Genomic DNA, 20,717 nt, shown 5'->3' with positions numbered 1-20,717 from the left:
TTGTTTATGGTGCACTTACATCCGGCGATGCCGTCCGGTCCGTCAGAAATATTTTCATCGAGCCCGAAGCAATCACTTCGTCACCCACTTGCACTTTCGTTTCGACAAGTGAAGTAGAGAAAATTTCTTCCTTCACTTCGACCGTCGTTGTCAGCACTTCGCCGACGAGCGGAGCACGAACGATCGTTATGCCTCTGATGGCGCCGATAAAACCCACCCTGACCGCGCCTTCGTTTTGCGGCTCCGTGCGGGCGCGATAGCCCATCCGCGCAGCGCATGTCTGAGCCATATTTTCAATCAGCCCGGCTTCCTCCATACGGCCGCCGGAGCAAAACAGATTCCCTTCGCGTATGGCGAAAGTGCTCCGGGTACTCGTCTCGTTATCATACGTCAGTTTATCGACCATCACGAAGGGTGGGCGTTGTGGGAGCAATTCCAGTATGTCGAAATCTTTAATCATCCGATAGAGGTGTAAACATTTACGCCTTCCGGCAAACCAGTATGGAGTGCCCGCTTTTCAGTCCGTCGTGAATCGTCTCGACCGTCAATCCGCCGGCTTCGATGCAGCGAATCAAATCGTCCGAATGATACATCTTGCTGTTTCCGTTGGCCATCACCGTAAAATAGAGGCTGATTTGGGTCAGGCAGTATGCAGCCACATCGTTAGATTGCCGGTCCCAAAGCGTCTCCATAACGAATAATCGGGTCTGTTCATCCATCGAGGCAGCCGCCCGCTGAACGATACTCGTAATTTCCGCCTCCGAGAAACAGTCGAGAAACTGGCTCATCCAGATGGCGTCGTAACCTTGCGGAAACGGCGCGTCGGGATTCAGCAAATCAATCTCATAGCCATCGATGCGCGCCGCACCGTCTTTGTCGGCAATTTGTCGCTTCATCATTCCGATCTGCTGCGGCAGGTCCATAATCGTCACACGAACATCCTGATTATAATCTACACAACGGAGCGCCCATCGGCCCGTATTCCCGCCCACATCGAGCAAACGTGCGGGATGGTACGAAAAGACGATCTCCAGTGCCTCATCGAACGAATGGTCGGAATAAAAGTGGTCGAATCGGAGCCAACTCTTCCGTACTTCATCGGGCAATGACGACAAGCCTTCGTAGATTGTTTTCCATGACCCGAACACCTTCAATCCTTCGGGCTTGCCGTTAAGCAGAGCCTCCTCCATATGATACAGGCCGAGGTAGTTCACATCGTGGTTAAAGTCCATATTGACCGACATAAGCGGATCGGTGAGCAGCAACCAGCCGGTCTTGGAAAGCACAAACCGTCCATCGACATACAAGACGGTTTGCGCCGTAAGCGAAGCCTCGAGCAATACCTGAATGGCATAACGCGACAGCTTCGTCGCATCCGCGATTTCGTCAAGAGTCAACCCGCTTTTGGTCTCGTCCAGCAACCGAAAGATGCCGAATTTGATCATCAGCCGCGATACCTGAAACGTCACGGGAGCAAACGCAATTTCGTGTGCCCGTCGTTGCGCCTCAAGAATCCCCAGCTGTTCTTTCGTATATTTTTTTTCAAGCGCAGGAAACATGTTCATCTTTCCAGAAATTATAAAAGTTAAACCACTGTTCGGGATATTTTTTTACGATACATTCCAATTCGCGAGCGAATGTGCGGGTCATCGCTTCGATCTGTGCACGTTTCGAGCTTTCTGCCGGCACAGGGATACGCACGATACGGATGCGGTATTGCGAGGCCTTCGTTTTCAGCGCGAACATGGCCAGTACGGGCACATCAAACTGCCGCGCAAGGACGAATGCTCCGACCGGGAAGTCGGCCTTGCCGTTCAGAAAATCGCACTCGACACTCTTGCTGCTGCCGAAGGTGCGGTCGCACGGCATGCTGACCATTTCGCCGTTCTTCATCGCTTCGTTGATCAGAAAAATATGCGACATATCTTCCGAAACCGGTATCGTACGGATATTATTGGGTTCCAGAATTTTCGTGCGGTTCTTTTGTACTTCTTCGGATTCTCCTGCGTATATCAGACAATTAATCCGCTTCTTCTGCTGTCGGAGGAGGTAGCCGCATAACTCAGGATTTCCCACATGCGCACCGGCAACAATACAGCCGTACGGTTTCTCCAACATCGAGGTGAACAAGTCGTTATCGGGGCTGTCGACCTTAAAATTCTTCTGTCCGGCATAAACGGCAAAGCGATCGAGCATCGCCTGTCCGAAAACAAAATGATTGCGATACGTCCAAAGTAACGATTTCATCGACGAATAACCGTGTTGTCGTCGGAAATACCGATAAATCGACAAATACCCTTTACGACGAAAAAGCATGTAGAACGGAACGACAAACGCGAGAATGGCGTATCCGACACGGACATTCACGACGGAGAACGTAATCTTCATCGCTTTTTGCCCCAAAGTCGTGCCACCGGTCACTCCATCCCACTCTCTCTCTTTTCCGCGCATCTCAGCCTCTTACCTTCGACTCGATGTAATCGTAAAATTCTTTTACCGTAAGTACGTTCGCCATCTCTTCGGGCTTAATCTTGAAACCGAACGTTTTTTCGACAATAACCACGATATCGACAAAATCAAGGCTGTCTAATCCCAAATCGTCTTTCAACAAAGCCTCGTCACGAATCACATCGGCTTCGATCTCCATCTCTTCGATTAAAAACTCATTGACTCTCGCTTCTATTTCTTTTCTTTCTATCATGCTCTCTTGTATTTATATCTTTTGTTGTTTGTTAAATTATTCAAAGGTTATACCATGGAAATGAGACAAGGTCAGAGCAACCCTCCGTTGATCGAAATCACCTCGCCGGTAATATAAGCGGCTTCGTCGGAGGTGAGAAAGCCGACGAGCGAAGCAACTTCCTCGGGCTTCCCGAACCGTCCCAGCGGAATGTTCTTCTTCAGTTCCGCTTCGTTCAGGTCTTTTGTCATATCCGTTGTGATAAATCCCGGAGCAACGGCATTGACCGTTACTTTTCGCGGCGCCACTTCCTGCGCCAGCGCTTTCGTCGCACCGATAACGGCCGCTTTGGCGGCCGAATAATTCGTCTGTCCCGGTATTCCTTTCAAGCCTGAAAGGGATACGATATTGACGATGCGTCCGTCGCGTTTCATCAGCATATCTTTCAATACGCGTCGCGTGACGTAGAAAAACCCGTTTACCGAGATGTCCAGCACGTCACGCCACTGCGCGCTCTGCATGAAAATCATCATGGCGTCCTGACGGATACCGGCGTTGTTGACGAGAATACCGATATGGTCGTCGGGATGACTGTCTGCCCAGCCTTCAAGCGCCTTGTCGACGGCAGCTTCGTCCGACACGTCGAAAGGCAGCAGCTCCGCCGTTCCGCCATTCGCCTCGATAAGCGCTTTCGTCTCCTCGGCAGCAGCTTCATTCGATGTATAGTTGATAAGGACCGGATTTCCTTTGGCAGCCAATGTCGTGCAGATTGCCCGGCCGATGCCCCGCGAGCCTCCCGTTACTAATGCATATTTCATATAAAACCTTTCTTTCTAACCCTATACAGTAAAATGAGTGCAAAAGTATGAAAAAAAACGATATTCGAAAAACCGGAAATATTTTTTACCTTTGCGTCTCTTAACATCAAAGAGATATGGAGCATCAACGGAAACTTGTTTTATATAACACTCTTTCGCGAAAGAAAGAAATATTTGAACCGCTTCATGCACCACACGTGGGCATGTATGTCTGTGGCCCGACGGTCTATGGCGATCCGCATCTCGGTCATGCACGGTCGGCCATCACGTTCGACATCCTGTTTCGTTACCTGAAACACCTCGGCTATAAGGTGCGTTATGTGCGCAACATCACCGACGTCGGTCATCTCGAGCATGATGCGGACAGTGGCGACGATAAAATCGCCAAGAAAGCGCGGCTCGAGCAGCTCGAACCGATGGAGGTAGTCCATTATTATACGTTGCGTTACCATAAGGCGATGGAACTGCTGAATGTCCTTTCACCGAGCATCGAACCGTATGCTTCGGGACATATCATCGAACAGATCGCGCTGGTAGAAAAGATTCTGAAGAGCGGATACGCGTACGAGAGCGAAGGTTCTGTCTACTTCGATGTAGCGAAATATAACAAAGACCATCGCTACGGCATCCTCTCGAACCGCAACATCGACGATATGCTCAATACCACGCGCGAATTGGACGGGCAACAGGAAAAACGCAACCCGGTCGACTTCGCGCTATGGAAGAAAGCGCAACCCGAACATATCATGCGCTGGCCTTCGCCATGGGGCGACGGGTTTCCCGGCTGGCACTGCGAATGTACGGCGATGGGAAAGAAATACCTCGGTGAGCATTTCGATATCCACGGTGGCGGCATGGACCTGATCTTCCCGCATCACGAATGTGAGATCGCGCAGGCAGTGGCTTCGCAGGGACGTGATATGGTGCGTTACTGGGTACATAACAATATGATTACTTACGAAGGGCAGAAGATGGGCAAGTCGCTCGGGAATGCCATCACGCTGACGGAGTTTTTTACTGGCGACCACAAGTTACTCGCTAAAGCATACACGCCCGTCACGATACGCTTCTTTATCCTTCAGGCACATTACCGCAGCACGGTCGATTTCAGCAACGAAGCGCTGCAAGCGTCCGAAAAGGGGCTGGAGCGTCTGTTCGAGGCTTACGCCCGCTTGCAGAAACTGACTCCCTCGGATGTTTCGACGGTCGATACGAAAGGGCTGCGCGAGAAATGCGAAGAGGCCATGTGCGATGATATGAACACGCCGATCGTAATCTCGCATCTGTTCGATGCGTGCAAAGCCATCAACACCGTACACGACGGGAAAGGAACGATGACAGCCGAGGAACTGGAGGAACTGAACTCCGTCTTCCGCCTCTTTATCGAAGACATTTTGGGGCTTCGCGATACGGCCGCCTCGAACGAAACGAACGAGGCTTACCGCAAGGCTATCGACCTGCTCCTCTCCATCCGGCAGCAGGCCAAGCAAAACAAAGACTGGACGACGAGCGATCACATACGCAACGAGATGGCGGCACTCGGGTTCGTCGTGAAAGATACGAAGGACGGCTTTGAGTGGAGCTTATAACGCCTGACCGATCGAATTAAGATTGGCGGCTTGACAGGCAGATTTCTCTTTCTGCTTATCAAGCCGCCACTCTTTTTTTGTACCTCATCCGAAATGATCTCTTTATCCCAGATTACGCGATACACAGTTCGGCGTTTACCATTATTTAATTGTTAATTGTCAGTTGTCAATGGTTATTTCCCGGGTACATGCCGAATCATGTACCACGCATGACAATTAACAATTAACCATTGACAATTATTATATCAGGCTTACAGCCCTCCGATGAAATACAATGCCTTTTTCCCCAACGCTTCGCATTGGGCTGAATTATCTCGCCCTTTCAGGGCTTTTGTTTAATTGTTAATTGTCAATTGTCATACCGGGTACATGATTCGGCGTGTACCACGCATAACAATTGACAATTAACCATTAACAATTATAATTCATGCTTATTTCTTCTATTGCGGAATCTGGGTTTATCGGAAGCTTACCGCATCCTCAGGCGAACGGTTGATGAGGATATCTCTTTTCGGATCGAAGTCTTTACCGAAATGGTTCCCTTCAAGCGTCACATTCCGAACCTTCTCGAAGAAGAAGAGATGCGTGTTCCAGTGGAACGGCTCGTACTTCGTGTTGTACGTTACCTTATTGTTACGGAATGTAATGCCGTCGGTCGATTTGGCGTACAACAGCGGGTGGTCGAACGTCTCGAATAGATTGTCCTCGATCACAATGCCCGAATGGAAGAGACGCTCCTGCCCATCCAGATCGGGTATTTTCGGATAAATCGAGATGACGGCGTTCGTAAACTGATAACTGCCGGTCAACGCATTGACGAATCTATTATTCCGAATCGTGACATCCTTGCATGCGCCTGTCTCGTACCAGCCGTTGCAATCGCCGCAGAGCAGGATCGCCGTGCCGTGTGTATGATCGAACAGGTTGTTTTCGCAGACGACACGGCGAGGAGTGCTGAACAAGGCGCCTCGCGCGCGGTTGTTTCGCACGATATTATCGGAGAAAACCACTTCGGGCGTCCAGGTCAGGTTCTCGACGCCGTATTTTCCGGCTTCCGAGATTTCCGCCGGTAAGGCCTCGACAAAAGTGATTTCGAACTCTTTCGCGCCGACCTCTGTCGGACGGTCAACCGGCTTAATCGTCCGGATCGTATAGATATGGTTTCCTATCGTCTCCATTCGTTCCGATTCTACGAACTGCACGCTGTCGCCCGGTTCGCCCCATTTGAAGCCCCAAGCCTGATGGTGCATATAACGCGCATGAAGCGTATGATCGTCGATGCGACGCGTAACTCGCAGATAGGTTCCATGTACATTGATGGCATCGTCGGCCATATGCTCATACAGACCGTTTTTAGAGACTATCAAACCCTTGCATCCCGAAAAGTGGGTAGCATCGGCTTGTGTCGTAAAGAAGCGCGGGTCATCGTCACCTCGAAGACAGACATTAAAGCCATCCAACGTAATATTTTCGCTCATCTGTGCCAATAGTCCCATTCCTTCGGCGTAGCGGATGCGTATATTTTCGAAAGAGGTATTCGTACATTCGCTGACAAAGATCGTGGGGGTAGGCCTGTAGCCGGAACGCAGTACAAAGCGTTCGCCGGGAGCCGTATGCGCCGTTTGATCCCATCCTCTGATGAGGAAAGTATCGGGCGAAACCTCCGTTACGGACTCGGGACGGAAGCTGACATCCTGCCGCCTGTATGTTAGCCGTTTGTCGGGCGTAAACGCCATGGCATATGTCGGTATGATCTCAAAGCTCTCGCCGGTAAGTATAAGCCGGCCGTTATCAATGCGATAATGTCCCGACGGATAAATAGTAGCCATCGTTTCGTCCCGCTCTCTGTTTACGTCGAGGATTTGTAACTGTCGCAAGGCAGGAACAGCGAAGTCGATGGAGAAGTTTTTCAGCGTAATGTTCTTTCCGTTCAGCAATGCAAACGGAATCATCCGACCGTGGAAGATAAACTCAGAGCCTTGTCCGTCGAATGTAATATTCTGCAAATATTCGAATGGGAAGGCAACCCGCTTGGGATTGTCCTGGTCATGGTTCGAAATGTAATACTCATGTACAAAAGTGCCTTCCTCATGGAAATGATACGTTCCGGCGGGAAAGGTAACGGTCAAATGAGTCGTATCGGTACATGATTGCAGGTACGCGATCAGTTTGGAGGCCGCATCAGACGCGTTATCCTTTGTATCCGGCAAGCATCCGAAACGGTCGAACGAGACAACGGTCGGCGTTTGTTGCGTACAACCGGCATGACACAAGAGTAGACCTAAAAAGAGTACAATCGTTTTTTTCATCGGATTCTGTTTTATTTCGTTTGTAAATGAAGAGGCTACACGAAGTCTCGTTTTATTCAGCCTCTTCTCGATTATTCCGACAACAAAGATAGGTTATTTATTGAACGATTCAATACATCGTGTTCAGGCATTTTAAGACAAAGCTTGTCGAACACAAGGACAGACCGTACGATCCAAAACAGAATCCGTATGATATTATGGAAACAGTCGTAATTTCATACATTGGATCAGTTTATACTCATTAAACGTACCTATAACCAAGAGTAAAATCTTAGCGAGTAACCTTGCAAATACCAATAAAGATTGTATTTTTGTCTAACGAATGTATAATATGTACTGAAAACAACTCTATTATTGCAGTAAGACATGAAACTATTGAATAAAAACGTGGACGCAGGATTGTTTGTTCTGCGAGTAAGTCTGGGCATACTTATGCTGTTGCATGGTCTTGCCAAATTAACGCATGGTGTGGAAGGGATCGGGCAGATGCTGTCTGCGGCCGGTTGGCCTTCATGGATCGCCTATGGCGTTTACATCGGTGAAATCGTAGCTCCGATCCTGATGATTTTCGGCTACGGTACCCGTATGGCCGCGGCGGTGTTTGCATTTAACATGGTAGTTGCTATCGCGATGGCACATTCCGGCGACCTCTTTACGTTAGGCCGTACCGGAGGATGGGCGATCGAGTTACAGGCCTTGTATCTCTTCGGTGCTTTGGCGTTAATGTTTACCGGCGGCGGTAAATATGCGCTAAGTCGCAGAAGATGGTGGGACTAAGGTAAACTGGCGGGCTGCCCGGTTCTTGCTGCTCAAAAAGTGAAGAAGCCCGGCAGCTCTCTCTTGTTTCCGGTTCGTTGTTTGTTCGATCCCTACCCGATTACTTATGCCATGTCTTTCTTATCAATCTGTTCTTAAGAGCTTTTTCTTCGTCGCTCTGCTTTTATCAGCAGATGTTTTGTTTGCTCAGCAACATATTCCCGTGCAGCTGCTTGGGCCTGAGAAAGGGTTGAGCCAGAGCTCCGTTTTAACGATCCATCAGGATAGTCTGGGCTTCATTTGGGTTGGTACGCGCGACGGACTGAATACGTACGACGGAAACCGGGTGAAAATCTATCGGCACGTTTTGGGCGACACGTGCAGCATCGCCGGTAACCATATCAACGACATCGCAAACGGAGGGGGCGGAAATCTCTGGATCGCGCATAACAACGGGGTAAGCCTTTTTGACCGCAAGAAAGGCATTTTTAGGAATTACAGGATGGGCGGCTCGTCCGACCATGAGATACGGTCGTTATCGGTGATCGACGGGCGCGTCTGGGCAAGTGGCTGGAGCGGCGTTTATCTTTACGACGAGCAAAGCGATCTTTTTTCGAGACCGGATATACCGGACTTCGAATCGGATGTTTTCGGATTTTCCGTCTCAAGAATCGTGACATCGCCCCGAAAAAACGAGTATTGGATTGCGACGGCTACCCGTGGTTTTTTCCGGTATGATGTTTCGGGCAATCGGGTAACGCGTTCTTCTCTTTCTTCCGGAGCAGCTGTGTCACTGCATAAAGACGAGCGGATCGAGGATATTCTTTTTCATCCGAACGGAAAGGCCTATCTCGCGACCTATTACAGCGGACTGTATGAGTGTGATCTTACGGGGAAACCCTTGCGGCATTGGTCTTCTTCGGAAAGAGCCTCCGGCTATTCGCCTTTCGACAACGTCCGTTCGTTGGCCCTGGCACCCGACGGGAACATTTGGATCGGGAGTTTTCAAGGGGTCGGACGACTTGATCCGAACACGGGTACGGTTTCGGAAATCAACCTTCTGAACGGTTTCGACAAGGTGGAGAACACCTCCATCCGCTCTCTGCTATTCGATAAAAACGGCTCGTTATGGATCGGTACCTATCACGACGGCTTATACCTCTACGACAGCTATCTTTCCCGTTTTCAAGCGCATCATATCGCCGCGGGCGGCACTCATATCGTAAGCGCTTTTGCTGATAAAAACGGTTCGCTGCTTGCAGGTACCGAGAGCGGTTATTTGCTGGAATACGGCGACGAAGGCACTTCGCCGAAACGTACGGAATTGAAAGACGCACGCGGAAATCCGATTGTTATCAAATCGTTGTATTACGACGGGGAGAGCGATGTGTTGTGGATTGGCACGTTGCGAAACGGACTCTACAAGATGAAGAATGGGCGGGTAGTATCTGCCGGGCTGGAAACGTTGGGAGTCATTAACGGTATCCAAAAAGCATCCCGGGATTGCCTGTGGCTGCTCTCCGACCGGGAGAATGGATTAAACCGCTACCATACGGTCGACGGTCGTATGACAGCGTTTCCTATCCGCGATAAACTATATGCCGTGATCGGACGAAGTAAGTGCAGGCACTTGTTGCCTGTCGACTCCGTAAATTATCTCCTCTCTACAACAGGTTCGGGAGTAATTGCCTTTGAGAACAGCCCCAGAGGCAAGGTCGAGAAAGTGCTTCCCGATATCCGTCAGGTGAACCACACGCTGCTATTGAACGATACTTTCTACGTAAGCACGAATGGGAACGGGCTTCTTCTCTTAGACAGGGAAATGAAAGTCATCCGCCATTTTACCGAAAAAGAAGGGCTTCAAAACAATACGGTACTCGCGACGCTCTCTTTCGATAAGGGCGTATGGGCCAATTGTATCAACGGTATCTCCCAATTAACGGCCGACGGCGGTTGTATCAACTATCATCTCCGAAACGGTTTTCCTCTGTCTGAAATAAACGAAGGAGCCTATTTGCGAACGAGCCGGGCAGCTTCTCCTTTCGTCATCGGCGGTAAGGACGCGTGGGTTTCGTTTCATCCGAAGAATGTTTATAAGAATCTTTACAAACCTTCGGTCTATCTTTCGGACGTTAAAATCAACAATACTCCGATTGCATCTCTTCCCGATTTCAGCAGCATCGATATGTTTGAACCCAAAGAGATGCGGCTGAAATACGACCAGACGACCGTTACGTTCGAATTTGCCGGATTGAACTACCTGATGCCTGAAAACAACAGCTATAAATTCAGGCTCGACGGTTTCGACGATGACTGGCGGTATACGGGACGGGAGGGACGCGCCGAGTATGGTAAAATCCCTGCCGGACGATATACGCTCAGGGTACATGCGGGAAATAACGACGGCGTCTGGAGCGACCCTTTGACGGTTCCGGTTGTTGTACTGCCTCCCCGGTGGCTTTCGGGAGAAGCCATCGTATTGTATATTGTGCTGTTTATCGCGGCAGTCTGGTTTGTAGTCGGCAACGCGCTGAGAAGAGCGGAACTGAAACATAATATTCGCCTGAAAGAGCTCGAACGGCAGCAGATCGAGCAGATGCACAACATGAAGGTGAAGTATTTCACCGATATCAGTCATGAGATACGTACGCCGCTGATGTTGATTTTAAGCCCGGTGGAGGAATTGCTGGAAGAGTCGTCGCTGAATCCGGACGACCGGGGAAAAGTATCGACCATCCGGTATTACGGCCGGCGACTGTTGCAATTAGTCAATCAGTTGCTGGATATCAACCGCATCGAGTTGGGGAAAGAGCATCCGGATGAAACGCCGGTTATGCTGAAGAACTTTCTGGAAAATGTGGATGCCGCGTTTCAGTCGGTAGCTGTGAAGAACGGGGTTATCTGGAAGACAGACTTGTCCGTAACGACCGACAAGCCGCTGTGGATAGATAAGGATAAAATCGAGAAGGTGCTGCTGAACCTGTTGTCCAACGCCTTTAAATATACGCCGAGAGGAGGATGCGTGTCGCTTCGGGTGCAGACATCGCCCGAAGACAAGGAGCATTGCAGTCTATTGATCGAAGTATCGGATACGGGCAGCGGCATTTCGCCCGAAGAGTTGCCGCATATTTTCGATCGCTTCTTCAAAGGAAAGAAAGCGCACAGCGCCGGGAGCGGCATCGGGCTTTCGCTGGTGAAGAGAATCGTAGAGGATCTGATGAAGGGAGAGATCGGTGTTCGCAGTACGCTGGGTGAAGGCAGTACGTTTACGGTTACGCTACAGGGTATCAGGCTGAGCGAATATCTGCCCTGCACTATGTCGGAAGATTTCGTGCTGCCGGTGGAGGTTTTGTCGGAGCTGGAGAAAGAGGAAGACGAGGTTGTTTTGGTCGAGACATCGAACAAGAAAAGATATAACGTGTTGCTGGTAGAAGATCATGTTACATTGCTGAACATCCTTTCGCGCAAACTAAGTCGGTCGTTCAACGTGTTCAATGTGGTTTCGGCCGAAGAAGCGATCGAAATTCTGAAGGAGACGGATATTGATGTCGTTGTGTCGGACATTATGCTGCCGGGCAAAACAGGTAAGGAGCTTTGTGCCGAGATTAAATCGAATATCCTGACGAGTCATATCGCCGTCATTCTGCTCACGGCTGTTCAACAGCAAGAAATCAAGATGGAAAGCTTGGAACAGGGCGCCGACGGTTATCTGACGAAACCGTTCGCATATAAAGAACTTCAGTTGCGAATCCATAATATTCTGCGCCGGCAGGAGCATTTGCACGAGCTTTACAAAAGAGATGCACTTCCCGAGAAAGGGGAAAACCGCCTGAATCCATACGATCAAGAACTGATGAGGCGCATCGACGAGCAGATCGAGAAGAACCTCTCGAACGAGATGTATTCGATTGAGCATCTGAGTGAAGACGTGGGACTCAGTCGCGTACACCTGTACCGGAAGGTGAAGAAGCTGCTGGGTGTTTCTCCGTCGGTATATCTGCGTGATTACCGACTCAGGAAGGCCGCTGCGATTTTATCGGTCGAGGAGATTCGCGTCAACGAGTTGGCGTATCGGGTAGGGTTTCAGGACGCTAATTATTTTCTCAAATGTTTCAAGGAGAAGTTCGGTATTTCTCCTAAAAAATATTCCTCCCCGCCGGCCTCTTTTCCGGAAGAAAAGAGGAAGGGAGGAGGATAATGCCATTTTGTCAGCCGGCTTACGGCTCGTTCCGTCTTCGTTTCGTCTTCGTTGTTTCTTCGTTCAACATACGAAGAAAAACATCAGAGGAGTTGTGAAAATTCCGTCAGATTGTCAGGGAGGTCCGTAGCACGAACCACGATCTTGTCGCCGGCGAGTTCGGTATTGGTCGTGGTGGCGGTATAGACCCAGTCGATGCCTTGGGGAATGGCTTCGCCTTCTTCGAGCAGGGTGCCGTCGGAATTATAGATTTGTACGGATACGTGTTTGACTTTGAAGTCGTCGTAAACGCGGATGCGAATGGTGTCTCCTACTTGTCCTCCGTAGTTGCTGAGGTCGATCCGGTCGATTTTCGGAGCTTTGAGCATGTCGGCCACGGCTACGTTGTAGGCTCTTCTGCCGGTGCTTTCGTAAAGGGCTTTTTGCGCAGGGTCGGCAAGGACGGACTTTCCGTAGAGCACGGCTTGCTGGAAGCGGGCTTGCTGTTCTTTCTGCTTGTCGGAGTCTTCGCCCGTGCGTTTGCGCGGAGCTTTGGATACGATGGTTTTACCGTCGCGCTGGCTAAACACGATGATGTCGCCGATTTTTCCACTTAATCCGTGGGTCACGATGTTGTTTTTCGATTGTGCCATAATTGTACGATTTTAATTATTAGATGTTCTATTAGACCGTAAAAGTGTCCTATGGTTTAAACGTATGGTAATATTTTTTATTGTGTAGAGGGTTAAAAATTTGACAAAGCTCATATATAGAAATATAATTCTCGTTTTCAGGCAAATAAGCAGCTTATGCTTGCGATCCATGACCTACGGGTCGCAAGCATGTAATAAGGATTTATGCGCTGTCATAATTTAACGATAAACTAATTGTTTGGTGCAGAAGCTCTAACGATTCCAGGACTTTCATTCTTTAGCATATACTCATGCGGGGCAAACAAAAGAAAGCACCCCCGGCGACGTGCCGACGATGCTTTCATCCTCTGTTTTATGTAAGCTGTGGAGGATGTTAACGTATAGGTTTGCCTTCGAGAATGGCTTGCGTGTCCGACGCGATCATATATTCTTCGTCGGTCGGAACGACAAGTACCTTCACCCGGCTCTCCGGCTTGCTGAGAACGATTTCACGGCCTCGCTCATTCTCGTTCTTCTTCGTATCGAATTCGATGCCGAGAAATTCCATGTTTTCACACACTTCGGCGCGTGTAGACCATTGATTTTCGCCTACGCCGCCGGTGAACACGAGAATATCGAGCCCGCCCATGGCCGCGGCATACGCTCCGACGTATTTCTTGATACGGTAATTATACATCTTAAGGGTCAGGATGGCGCGCGGATCACCGTTATACATCGCGCTTTCGATATCCCTCATGTCGGACGACATTTCCGAGAAGCCGGCTACCCCGCTCTCCTTATTAATCAGGTTCGACAGCCCGTCGGCGTCAAGCCCTTCCTTATTCATGATAAACGACAGTGCCCCGGCATCGACATCGCCGCAACGCGTGCCCATCATCAATCCTTCGGTTGGCGTCATTCCCATCGATGTATCGACGGATTTGCCATTCTTAACGGCCGTGATGGAGCCGCCATTCCCGATATGCGCCGTAATGATGCGCTGTGTTTCATAAGGCACGTCGAGGATTTCGCAGGCGCGACGCGAAACGTATCGATGGCTCGTTCCGTGAAAGCCGTAGCGACGCACACCGTAGTCCGTATACATACGGTATGGCAGGGCGTACATATAGGCATAGTCGGGCATTGTCTGGTGGAAAGCGGTGTCGAATACCGCCACTTGCGGCGTGCCCGGGAGAATTTTCTCCATCGCTTCGATACCGAGCAGATTCGCCGGGTTATGGAGCGGAGCCAGAGCGGAACATTCTACTACTTTCGCCAGCAGCTCTTTGGTGATTAATACACTCGAAGCGAACTCTTCTGCTCCGTGCACGACGCGGTGTCCAACTGCGTCAATCTCCTTGAAGCTCTGAATGCACCCATAAGTAGCATCTGTTAAGGTCTTCAGGATAAATTCGATCCCTACTTCATGGTCGGGAATATCTTTTTCGAGTACGACTTTCTCTCCGTTCTTGTCCGTAAACTTCAGAAACGAGCCCTCAAGCCCTACCTTTTCGAGTCCTCCCTGTGCCATCACCTCGCCGGAGGTCATGTCAAAGAGCTTATACTTGATCGAACTGCTTCCGCAATTCAGCACTAATGTTTTCATACGCCTTTCTCCTGTTTTTGTGCGATGGCCTGATTGCACGAAATAGCCACCATATAATATAAATCATCGACCGAGCAACCGCGAGACAAGTCGTTGACCGGCGCCGCCATACCTTGCAGAATCGGTCCGACGGCCTGTGCGCCGCCCAGACGTTGTACGAGCTTGTATCCGATATTGCCTACTTCGAGCGATGGAAACACAAGCACGTTGGCTTTTCCGGCTACCGTGCTACCCGGCGCTTTATGTGCGCCCACAGCCGGAACGAGCGCCGCATCGGCCTGCAATTCACCGTCGATCTTCAGCGTCGGTTCCATCTCCTTGGCCAGCCTTGTCGCCTCAACGACTTTATCGACCATTTCGTGCGACGCACTGCCTTTCGTCGAGAAGCTCAACATCGCGACGGTCGGCTCTACGCCGGCCATGGCACGCGCCGTCTGTGCCGAAGAAATCGCGATCTGTGCCAGCTCCTGCGCCGTCGGATTCGGGATTACCGCACAATCGGCGAAGATCAGCAGACCATCCTTTCCGTACGACGGGTCCTTTACAAACATCAGATAAGCTCCCGATACACAGTTGATACCGGGAACAGTCCGGATGATCTGGAGGGCCGGACGAAGCACATCGCCTGTCGTATTCTGCGCTCCCGCAATTTCGCCGTCCGCATCGCCTGCCTTGATGATCAGACAGCCGAGGTAAAGGGGATTTTCAACCAACTGAGCCGCTTTGTCGGGCGTCATGCCTTTAGCCCGACGCAATTCGAGCAGCAAGTCGGTGTATTCTTGTTTCTTCGCATGATTCTTCGGGTCGACAATGGTTGCCTTGCCGATATGTTTCAGTCCGAATTCACCGGCTAACCGGTTAATCTCTGTCGGCGACCCGATCAGGATAATGTCTGCTACTCCGTCGGCTATCACTCGGTCGGCGGCTTTCAATGTACGTTCTTCCGTTCCCTCCGGAAGCACGATGCGCTGCCTGTTCGCTTGGGCGCGCTCTACGATACTTTGAATTAAATCCATGGAATAAATACTCTTTATAATTATGTTATGTCAGTTCTTCTATGATATGTGCATTATTTTGCTACAAATGTACTAAAAATTGCAAAGTAGGGTTTACAAAAAGCGAATTATTTATTTGTCTACGCTAAATTCAATTTATTTAACACACTAAATCTCCTTGTCGCCCGACAAGATTTGCTGTAGCTCTTCGGCTGAGAGGTTAATGGCAATCTTTCCATTATGCGCTACGGAGATTATCCCCCGCTCTTCGGAAACGATAATGACAATGGCATCCGTTTCTTTCGACATCCCGACGCCGGAACGATGGCGAAGCCCCATATCTTTCGACAGTTTCAAGCTCTGCGCTACGGGAAGAATGCAGCCGGCACCTCTGATTTTTCCGTCTACAATAATCATGGCGCCGTCGTGCAGCGGACTGTTCTTGAAGAAGATGTTTTCGATCAGACGCGTATTCACATCGGCCGTAAAGATTTCGCCGGTATGGATATACGCAGATAAATCCATCTCGCGCTGGACTACGATCAGCGCTCCCATTTTTCTGCGTGCCAGATTCATGCAGGCCAACACAACGGGCGCAATATATTGCTGCTGTTCCTCTGTTTCGGTTTCTTTTCTGGAGAATATCTTTGCGAGAAACTTCCACCCGCGGTTCGAGCCGAGCGCTACCAGAAAACGACGGATATCGTCCTGGAAAAGAATAACCAATACCAGGAAACCGACACTGATAAATTTATCGAGGATAGCTCCCATGAGTCGCATTTCCAACACCTGAGAAACCAAGACCCAAACGATGACTACCGATACGATTCCGCTGAACACCGTAAGCGTTCCCGAACTTTTCATCAGCTTGTAAATCTGGTACGTAAAGAACGCTACCAGCAAGACGTCCAACGCGTCTTTAATTCCGAAAGAGACCCACATAGTGCGTGATTAAGATTGCGTGAGTTGTTTGACGATTTTTATGGCTTCGGCAGCGGCTTTCACATCGTGCACACGCAGGATGTCGGCTCCGTTCAGCAGGGCATACGTGTTCAGCACAGTCGTGCCGTTCAGACTGTCTTCCGGGCTTGTGCCGAGTAATTTATATATCATGCTTTTGCGCGATACACCGACCAGCAAAGGCGCTTCGAAATGGAGGGAGAATTCGGGCAATGAGCGCATCAGTTCATAGTTTTGTTCAAGGGTCTTGGCAAATCCGAATCCCGGGTCAAGAATCACATCGTTGACTCCCAACTGCCGCAACGTTCTGACTTTTTGTGCAAAGTAAAGCATGATTTCTTCCATCAGATCGTCATAGTCCGTATGCTGCTGCATGGTTTGAGGAGTGCCGCGCATGTGCATCAAAACGTACGGCACTTGAAGCGACGCGACCGTTTCGAACATCTGTGCATCGATCATCCCGCCCGAGATGTCATTGACCATGGCTATTCCGTACTCCTCGACGGCGCGTCGTGCAATCGTTGCGCGAAACGTATCGACCGATACAGGTATATCGGGATAGTCTTTCTGCATCCGTTTCAGAGCGGGCTCAATCCGTTGCCATTCGTCAGCTTCCGTAACATCCGCCGCATCCGGGCGCGATGAGTAGCCTCCGATGTCGACGATCGTTCCGCCTTCGGCCAGAATCGTCTCGATGCGCTGTGCTACAGCTACCTCATTCGCCTGACGGCTACCTGCGTAAAACGAATCGGGCGTCGTGTTCAGAATCCCCATGACAACCGGCGACTTCAGCGATAACAAACGCCCGTTCAGATTGATTGACTTCTCCTTCATTCAGGTTCCCTTTTTCAAAAGTTTCCCCACAAAAGTACGGAAATAATATTACTTTTGCGTGATAATTGAACAGGAAGATGAATTTAGACGATTTATACGCTCTTTTCCGGAAATATCCTTCCGTTACGACCGACAGCCGGAATTGTCCACCGGGCTCCCTCTTTTTCGCGTTAAAAGGCGATACCTTCGACGGGAATCGTTTTGCCGAACAGGCCTTGGAGGCCGGATGCGCTTATGCCGTCATCGATGACCCGACCCGGCAGAAGAACGACCGGATGATTTTAACAGACAGCGTGCTCGATACCTTGCAACGCCTTGCGGCGCACCATCGCCGGCAGCTCGGAACGCCCATCATCGGGATTACAGGCACAAACGGCAAAACAACGACGAAAGAGTTGCTTGCTGCGGTACTTTCGGAAGAGTATAAAACCCTTTGTACGCTGGGAAATTACAATAATCATATCGGGGTGCCGCTGACGTTATTGCGCCTCACGGATGAATATGATGTCGCCGTCATTGAGATGGGCGCCAACCATCCGGGCGAAATACGTGCGTTGACCCGGCTTGTACAGCCCGATTACGGATTGATTACGAACGTCGGACAAGCTCACCTCGAAGGCTTCGGTTCGTTCGAAAATGTCGTGCGGACGAAAGGCGAATTATACGATTTTATGCGTACGGGAAGTAAGAAGGTCTTTATTCATCAGGAGAACGAATGGCTGCGGGAAATGGCACACGGGCTGGAGAGAATCGCGTATGGTCGCGAAATGCACGACGATACATTCGTTGCGGGGCGAGTGACCGGGAATCGTCCGTTCCTCTCATTTCAATGGTGGCAAAAGGACGGAGACCTACATACCGTCAATACACAGCTGGTGGGTGACTATAACGTGTGGAACGCATTGGCGGCGATTGCTGCCGGACGTACGTTCGAGGTGCCTGCGGAGAAAATCAACCGGGCAATCGCCGGATATACACCCACAAACAACCGTTCGCAATGGAAGAAGACGGCGCACAATACGTTGATTATCGACGCGTATAATGCCAACCCAAGCAGCATGCGCGTGGCGCTTGAAAATTTTGCCGCGTGGGACGTCGCGCCCAAAGCCGTTATACTCGGCGATATGCGCGAACTGGGCAAAGAAAGTCAGGCCCTGCATGCCGACGTGATCGAACAGCTGAAAACGTGTTGCTTCGAGAAGGTGATGCTTTGTGGCGAGCAGTTTATGGCTGTAGGCGAGAAGCCGTATGAGAGTTTCCCATCCGTCGAGGCGTTAGAGGCTTACCTTGCAAGCAACCCCTTGCGCGGTTATCATATTCTGCTCAAAGGTTCTCACGGGATGCATCTCGAAAAAATCGTCGCGAGATTATAAATGGGCGGCGGTGTGTCATAACGGGCAAACTGCTTCGTTGCTTGCGGAATGAGAGCTCGGTCACATACCTTAGTATGCTCCCTCACACTCATCCTTAGCGCCTTGCTTTTTACCCATTCTTACACACCTAAAGAGGGGGTGCCCAAACATTGCATTTTGACACACCCTCCTTTTTTTATGGTCGGATGATCGAAATCTTCTATCTTTGCCCCGCTCATTTCAATAAAAACGGCAGCATAATGAAAGGATTACCAACGTTTCATCGGGCGAAAGCGCTTTGGGTGAAAAATATGCTCGCGTTATCGCTATACCTTTTCACATCTGTAACGTTCGCCCAGCAGCAACACCATCTTCTCTCCCTCCCTGTCTCTCCTGTTTCTTCCGGGCAGATTGCCGACGATACGGTGTCTTTACTGCTGCGGAAAGAGCGAAAAGCCTTCTTCGACCATCGTGCCGTCCGGATCGGATTGGCTCCGACGTTGTTCTTCACCGCTTCGGCGCTTACGTGGGGAGAGCGGGAAAGCATCCGAAGGAAACGCAATCGCTATATTCCCGGGTTTAAGAATGGCTTCGACGATTATATGCAATATGCTCCGGCTGCTGCCGTCTATAGCATGAAGCTTGCAAAAGTACGAGGACGCAATAGCATGTCGCGCACCCTTTTTTCTCACGGTGCGAGTTTGGTCATTATGGGTGCGCTCGTCAATTCCATCAAATATACGGCGAAGGTAGAGCGTCCCGACGGGTCGACCCGAAACTCGTTCCCGTCGGGACATACGGCTATGGCGTTTACGAACGCAACCTTCATGCACAAGGAATATGGCCTCGTCAACCCGTTATACAGCATAGCGGGATATTCGGGGGCCACCTTCACGGCGCTGGGGCGAAGCCTGAACAACAGGCATTGGATGCCTGACATTCTGGCCGGTGCGGGAATCGGGATTTTGTCTACTCAACTCGGTTATTTTTTTATCGACAAACTATACGGGAACGAAGGCGATCATATCGGACTGCTGTCGCGTGTCAGAAGCAACGGCCATCCTTCTTACCTCTCGGTCAAGTTGGGCAATGCCACGGCGATGCGTAACCTGATGGAATTGTTGGGGAACGGAGCACGTACCAAACCGGGATTTGAAAGCGGGTTTGAAGGAGCATGGTTTATCGGCAAACATTGGGGGATAGGAGGGGAGTTCGCTTTCATGAGTTTCCCGGTGAGCCCGTCGGACAATTTTCTACTCGACGAAGAGTATCCCGATTTGGGTAATGTGAAGTTGAGAACCGAATCGATCGGTACGCTTAATATCGGCATAGGGCCTCACTATGCCCTCGACTTGGGCAATCGATGGCTGTTGATGGCTAAGGCCGAGACCGGTTTGGCTTTCGGGGCAAAAGGAAAAATCATGTATGAGCTTGAAAAAAATTATCCCGGCATAGAGCAAGAAGCCGAGATGCTTTCTTACAAGCCTCATACGGCATGGAGAGGATGTGCGGGGGCGTCGATTACGTATAAGTTTCATGATGAGATGGGAATCTCGTTCTATACGAACTATAATTATTCGAGGCCGACGATCAATTTTAGTCTCAGTGAGAGTTTGAGGGATGCGGAAGATGAATCGCTCCAAGTTGAAGCCGAGCAGGCGTTCGATTATTTAGGCATCGGGCTACGGCTGACGGCTTTTTTCTGAAAACAACGCAACGCATGATTTTTCTGTAGAGCCAACACGATTGTTGCTGTTTTTTCGTATCTTTGTCGCAAAATTGAGCGGCTGTGGTGTAATTGGTAGCCACGTCAGACTTAGGATCTGATGCTTCACGGCGTGGGGGTTCGAGTCCCTTCAGCCGCACCGAATCTCCGAAAGCAGAGATGCTTCCGGAGATTTTTTTATCTATCTCTTCGTTCCCGCGTATTCGAAATAAGGGAAATAAATCTTCACACAGATTGATTAGAAACAATTTGCGGGAAATAAATCTTCACGCAGATTTATTAG

Annotated in this window: 16 protein-coding genes and 1 tRNA gene; 6 read left to right on the top strand and 11 right to left on the bottom strand. The window is 50.1% G+C overall.

All coding sequences use genetic code 11. The annotated features are described in order from the left end of the window. Nucleotides 1–4: 4 nt before the first annotated feature. The 5 genes from Q4A89_RS07585 to fabG form a co-directional block, all read right to left on the bottom strand. Complete coding sequence (locus Q4A89_RS07585) at nucleotides 5–460, bottom strand: pseudouridylate synthase (RefSeq protein ID WP_303184686.1); 456 nt, start codon at nucleotides 458–460, stop codon at nucleotides 5–7. A 19-nt stretch (nucleotides 461–479) separates the two neighbouring features. Continuing rightward, nucleotides 480–1,565: a class I SAM-dependent methyltransferase gene (locus Q4A89_RS07580; protein WP_303184684.1), complete on the bottom strand. Its 1,086-nt coding sequence runs from the start codon at nucleotides 1,563–1,565 to the stop codon at nucleotides 480–482. Next, on the bottom strand, nucleotides 1,543–2,451 hold the full coding sequence (locus Q4A89_RS07575) for a lysophospholipid acyltransferase family protein (RefSeq protein WP_303184682.1): 909 nt from the start codon (nucleotides 2,449–2,451) through the stop codon (nucleotides 1,543–1,545). The genes Q4A89_RS07580 and Q4A89_RS07575 overlap by 23 nt, the downstream gene beginning before the upstream one ends. A 1-nt stretch (nucleotide 2,452) precedes the next feature. Beyond that, nucleotides 2,453–2,698: an acyl carrier protein gene (locus Q4A89_RS07570; protein WP_303184697.1), complete on the bottom strand. Its 246-nt coding sequence runs from the start codon at nucleotides 2,696–2,698 to the stop codon at nucleotides 2,453–2,455. 74 nt (nucleotides 2,699–2,772) lie between these two features. Further along, nucleotides 2,773–3,498 (bottom strand): 3-oxoacyl-ACP reductase FabG, encoded by a 726-nt coding sequence (fabG, locus tag Q4A89_RS07565; RefSeq protein ID WP_303184681.1) that lies wholly within the window; start codon nucleotides 3,496–3,498, stop codon nucleotides 2,773–2,775. 116 nt (nucleotides 3,499–3,614) lie between these two features. Between fabG and cysS the strand changes: the two genes are divergently transcribed. Beyond that, the gene (cysS, locus tag Q4A89_RS07560) at nucleotides 3,615–5,087 is read left to right on the top strand and encodes a cysteine--tRNA ligase (protein WP_303184679.1); all 1,473 of its coding nucleotides are present in this window, start codon (nucleotides 3,615–3,617) and stop codon (nucleotides 5,085–5,087) included. 458 nt (nucleotides 5,088–5,545) lie between these two features. Here cysS and Q4A89_RS07555 read toward each other — a convergent pair whose 3' ends face one another. After that, nucleotides 5,546–7,396 (bottom strand): right-handed parallel beta-helix repeat-containing protein, encoded by a 1,851-nt coding sequence (locus Q4A89_RS07555; RefSeq protein WP_303184677.1) that lies wholly within the window; start codon nucleotides 7,394–7,396, stop codon nucleotides 5,546–5,548. Nucleotides 7,397–7,762: 366 nt separating this feature from the next. On the opposite strand from Q4A89_RS07555, the gene Q4A89_RS07550 reads away from it, so the two are divergent. Then, nucleotides 7,763–8,173: a DoxX family protein gene (locus tag Q4A89_RS07550; RefSeq protein WP_303184676.1), complete on the top strand. Its 411-nt coding sequence runs from the start codon at nucleotides 7,763–7,765 to the stop codon at nucleotides 8,171–8,173. Between the two features lie 229 nt (nucleotides 8,174–8,402). Continuing rightward, nucleotides 8,403–12,350: an ATP-binding protein gene (locus Q4A89_RS07545; RefSeq protein ID WP_303184674.1), complete on the top strand. Its 3,948-nt coding sequence runs from the start codon at nucleotides 8,403–8,405 to the stop codon at nucleotides 12,348–12,350. An 83-nt stretch (nucleotides 12,351–12,433) separates the two neighbouring features. Here Q4A89_RS07545 and Q4A89_RS07540 read toward each other — a convergent pair whose 3' ends face one another. The 5 genes from Q4A89_RS07540 to folP all read right to left on the bottom strand — a co-directional run bounded on the left by Q4A89_RS07540 (nucleotide 12,434) and on the right by folP (nucleotide 17,356). After that, nucleotides 12,434–12,982 (bottom strand): hypothetical protein, encoded by a 549-nt coding sequence (locus Q4A89_RS07540; RefSeq protein ID WP_303184673.1) that lies wholly within the window; start codon nucleotides 12,980–12,982, stop codon nucleotides 12,434–12,436. A gap of 373 nt (nucleotides 12,983–13,355) precedes the next feature. Further along, nucleotides 13,356–14,567 (bottom strand): acetate/propionate family kinase, encoded by a 1,212-nt coding sequence (locus Q4A89_RS07535; protein WP_303184671.1) that lies wholly within the window; start codon nucleotides 14,565–14,567, stop codon nucleotides 13,356–13,358. Next, nucleotides 14,564–15,583, bottom strand: a complete 1,020-nt coding sequence (gene pta / locus Q4A89_RS07530; protein WP_303184669.1) for a phosphate acetyltransferase — start codon at nucleotides 15,581–15,583, stop codon at nucleotides 14,564–14,566. The genes Q4A89_RS07535 and pta overlap by 4 nt, the downstream gene beginning before the upstream one ends. A 147-nt stretch (nucleotides 15,584–15,730) precedes the next feature. Next, entirely contained in the window at nucleotides 15,731–16,504 is a 774-nt protein-coding gene (cdaA, locus tag Q4A89_RS07525) for a diadenylate cyclase CdaA (RefSeq protein ID WP_303184668.1), read from the bottom strand. Nucleotides 16,505–16,513: 9 nt separating this feature from the next. Beyond that, nucleotides 16,514–17,356, bottom strand: coding sequence for a dihydropteroate synthase (gene folP / locus Q4A89_RS07520; RefSeq protein WP_303184666.1), 843 nt, complete (start codon nucleotides 17,354–17,356; stop codon nucleotides 16,514–16,516). A 77-nt stretch (nucleotides 17,357–17,433) separates the two neighbouring features. Here folP and murF point away from each other — a divergent pair, with 77 nt between their 5' ends. The 3 genes from murF to Q4A89_RS07505 all read left to right on the top strand — a co-directional run bounded on the left by murF (nucleotide 17,434) and on the right by Q4A89_RS07505 (nucleotide 20,573). Beyond that, nucleotides 17,434–18,729, top strand: coding sequence for a UDP-N-acetylmuramoyl-tripeptide--D-alanyl-D-alanine ligase (gene murF, locus Q4A89_RS07515; RefSeq protein WP_303184664.1), 1,296 nt, complete (start codon nucleotides 17,434–17,436; stop codon nucleotides 18,727–18,729). A gap of 239 nt (nucleotides 18,730–18,968) precedes the next feature. Beyond that, complete coding sequence (locus Q4A89_RS07510) at nucleotides 18,969–20,414, top strand: phosphatase PAP2 family protein (protein ID WP_303184663.1); 1,446 nt, start codon at nucleotides 18,969–18,971, stop codon at nucleotides 20,412–20,414. A 77-nt stretch (nucleotides 20,415–20,491) separates the two neighbouring features. Continuing rightward, nucleotides 20,492–20,573: transfer RNA gene (locus tag Q4A89_RS07505), tRNA-Leu, on the top strand. Nucleotides 20,574–20,717: the final 144 nt, after the last annotated feature.

Source organism: Tannerella sp., assembly GCF_030528505.1.
In the GTDB taxonomy this organism is placed as follows: domain Bacteria; phylum Bacteroidota; class Bacteroidia; order Bacteroidales; family Tannerellaceae; genus Tannerella.
The sequence above is the reverse complement of the archived record's forward strand: the minus strand, read 5'-3'. Positions and strand labels throughout refer to the sequence as shown.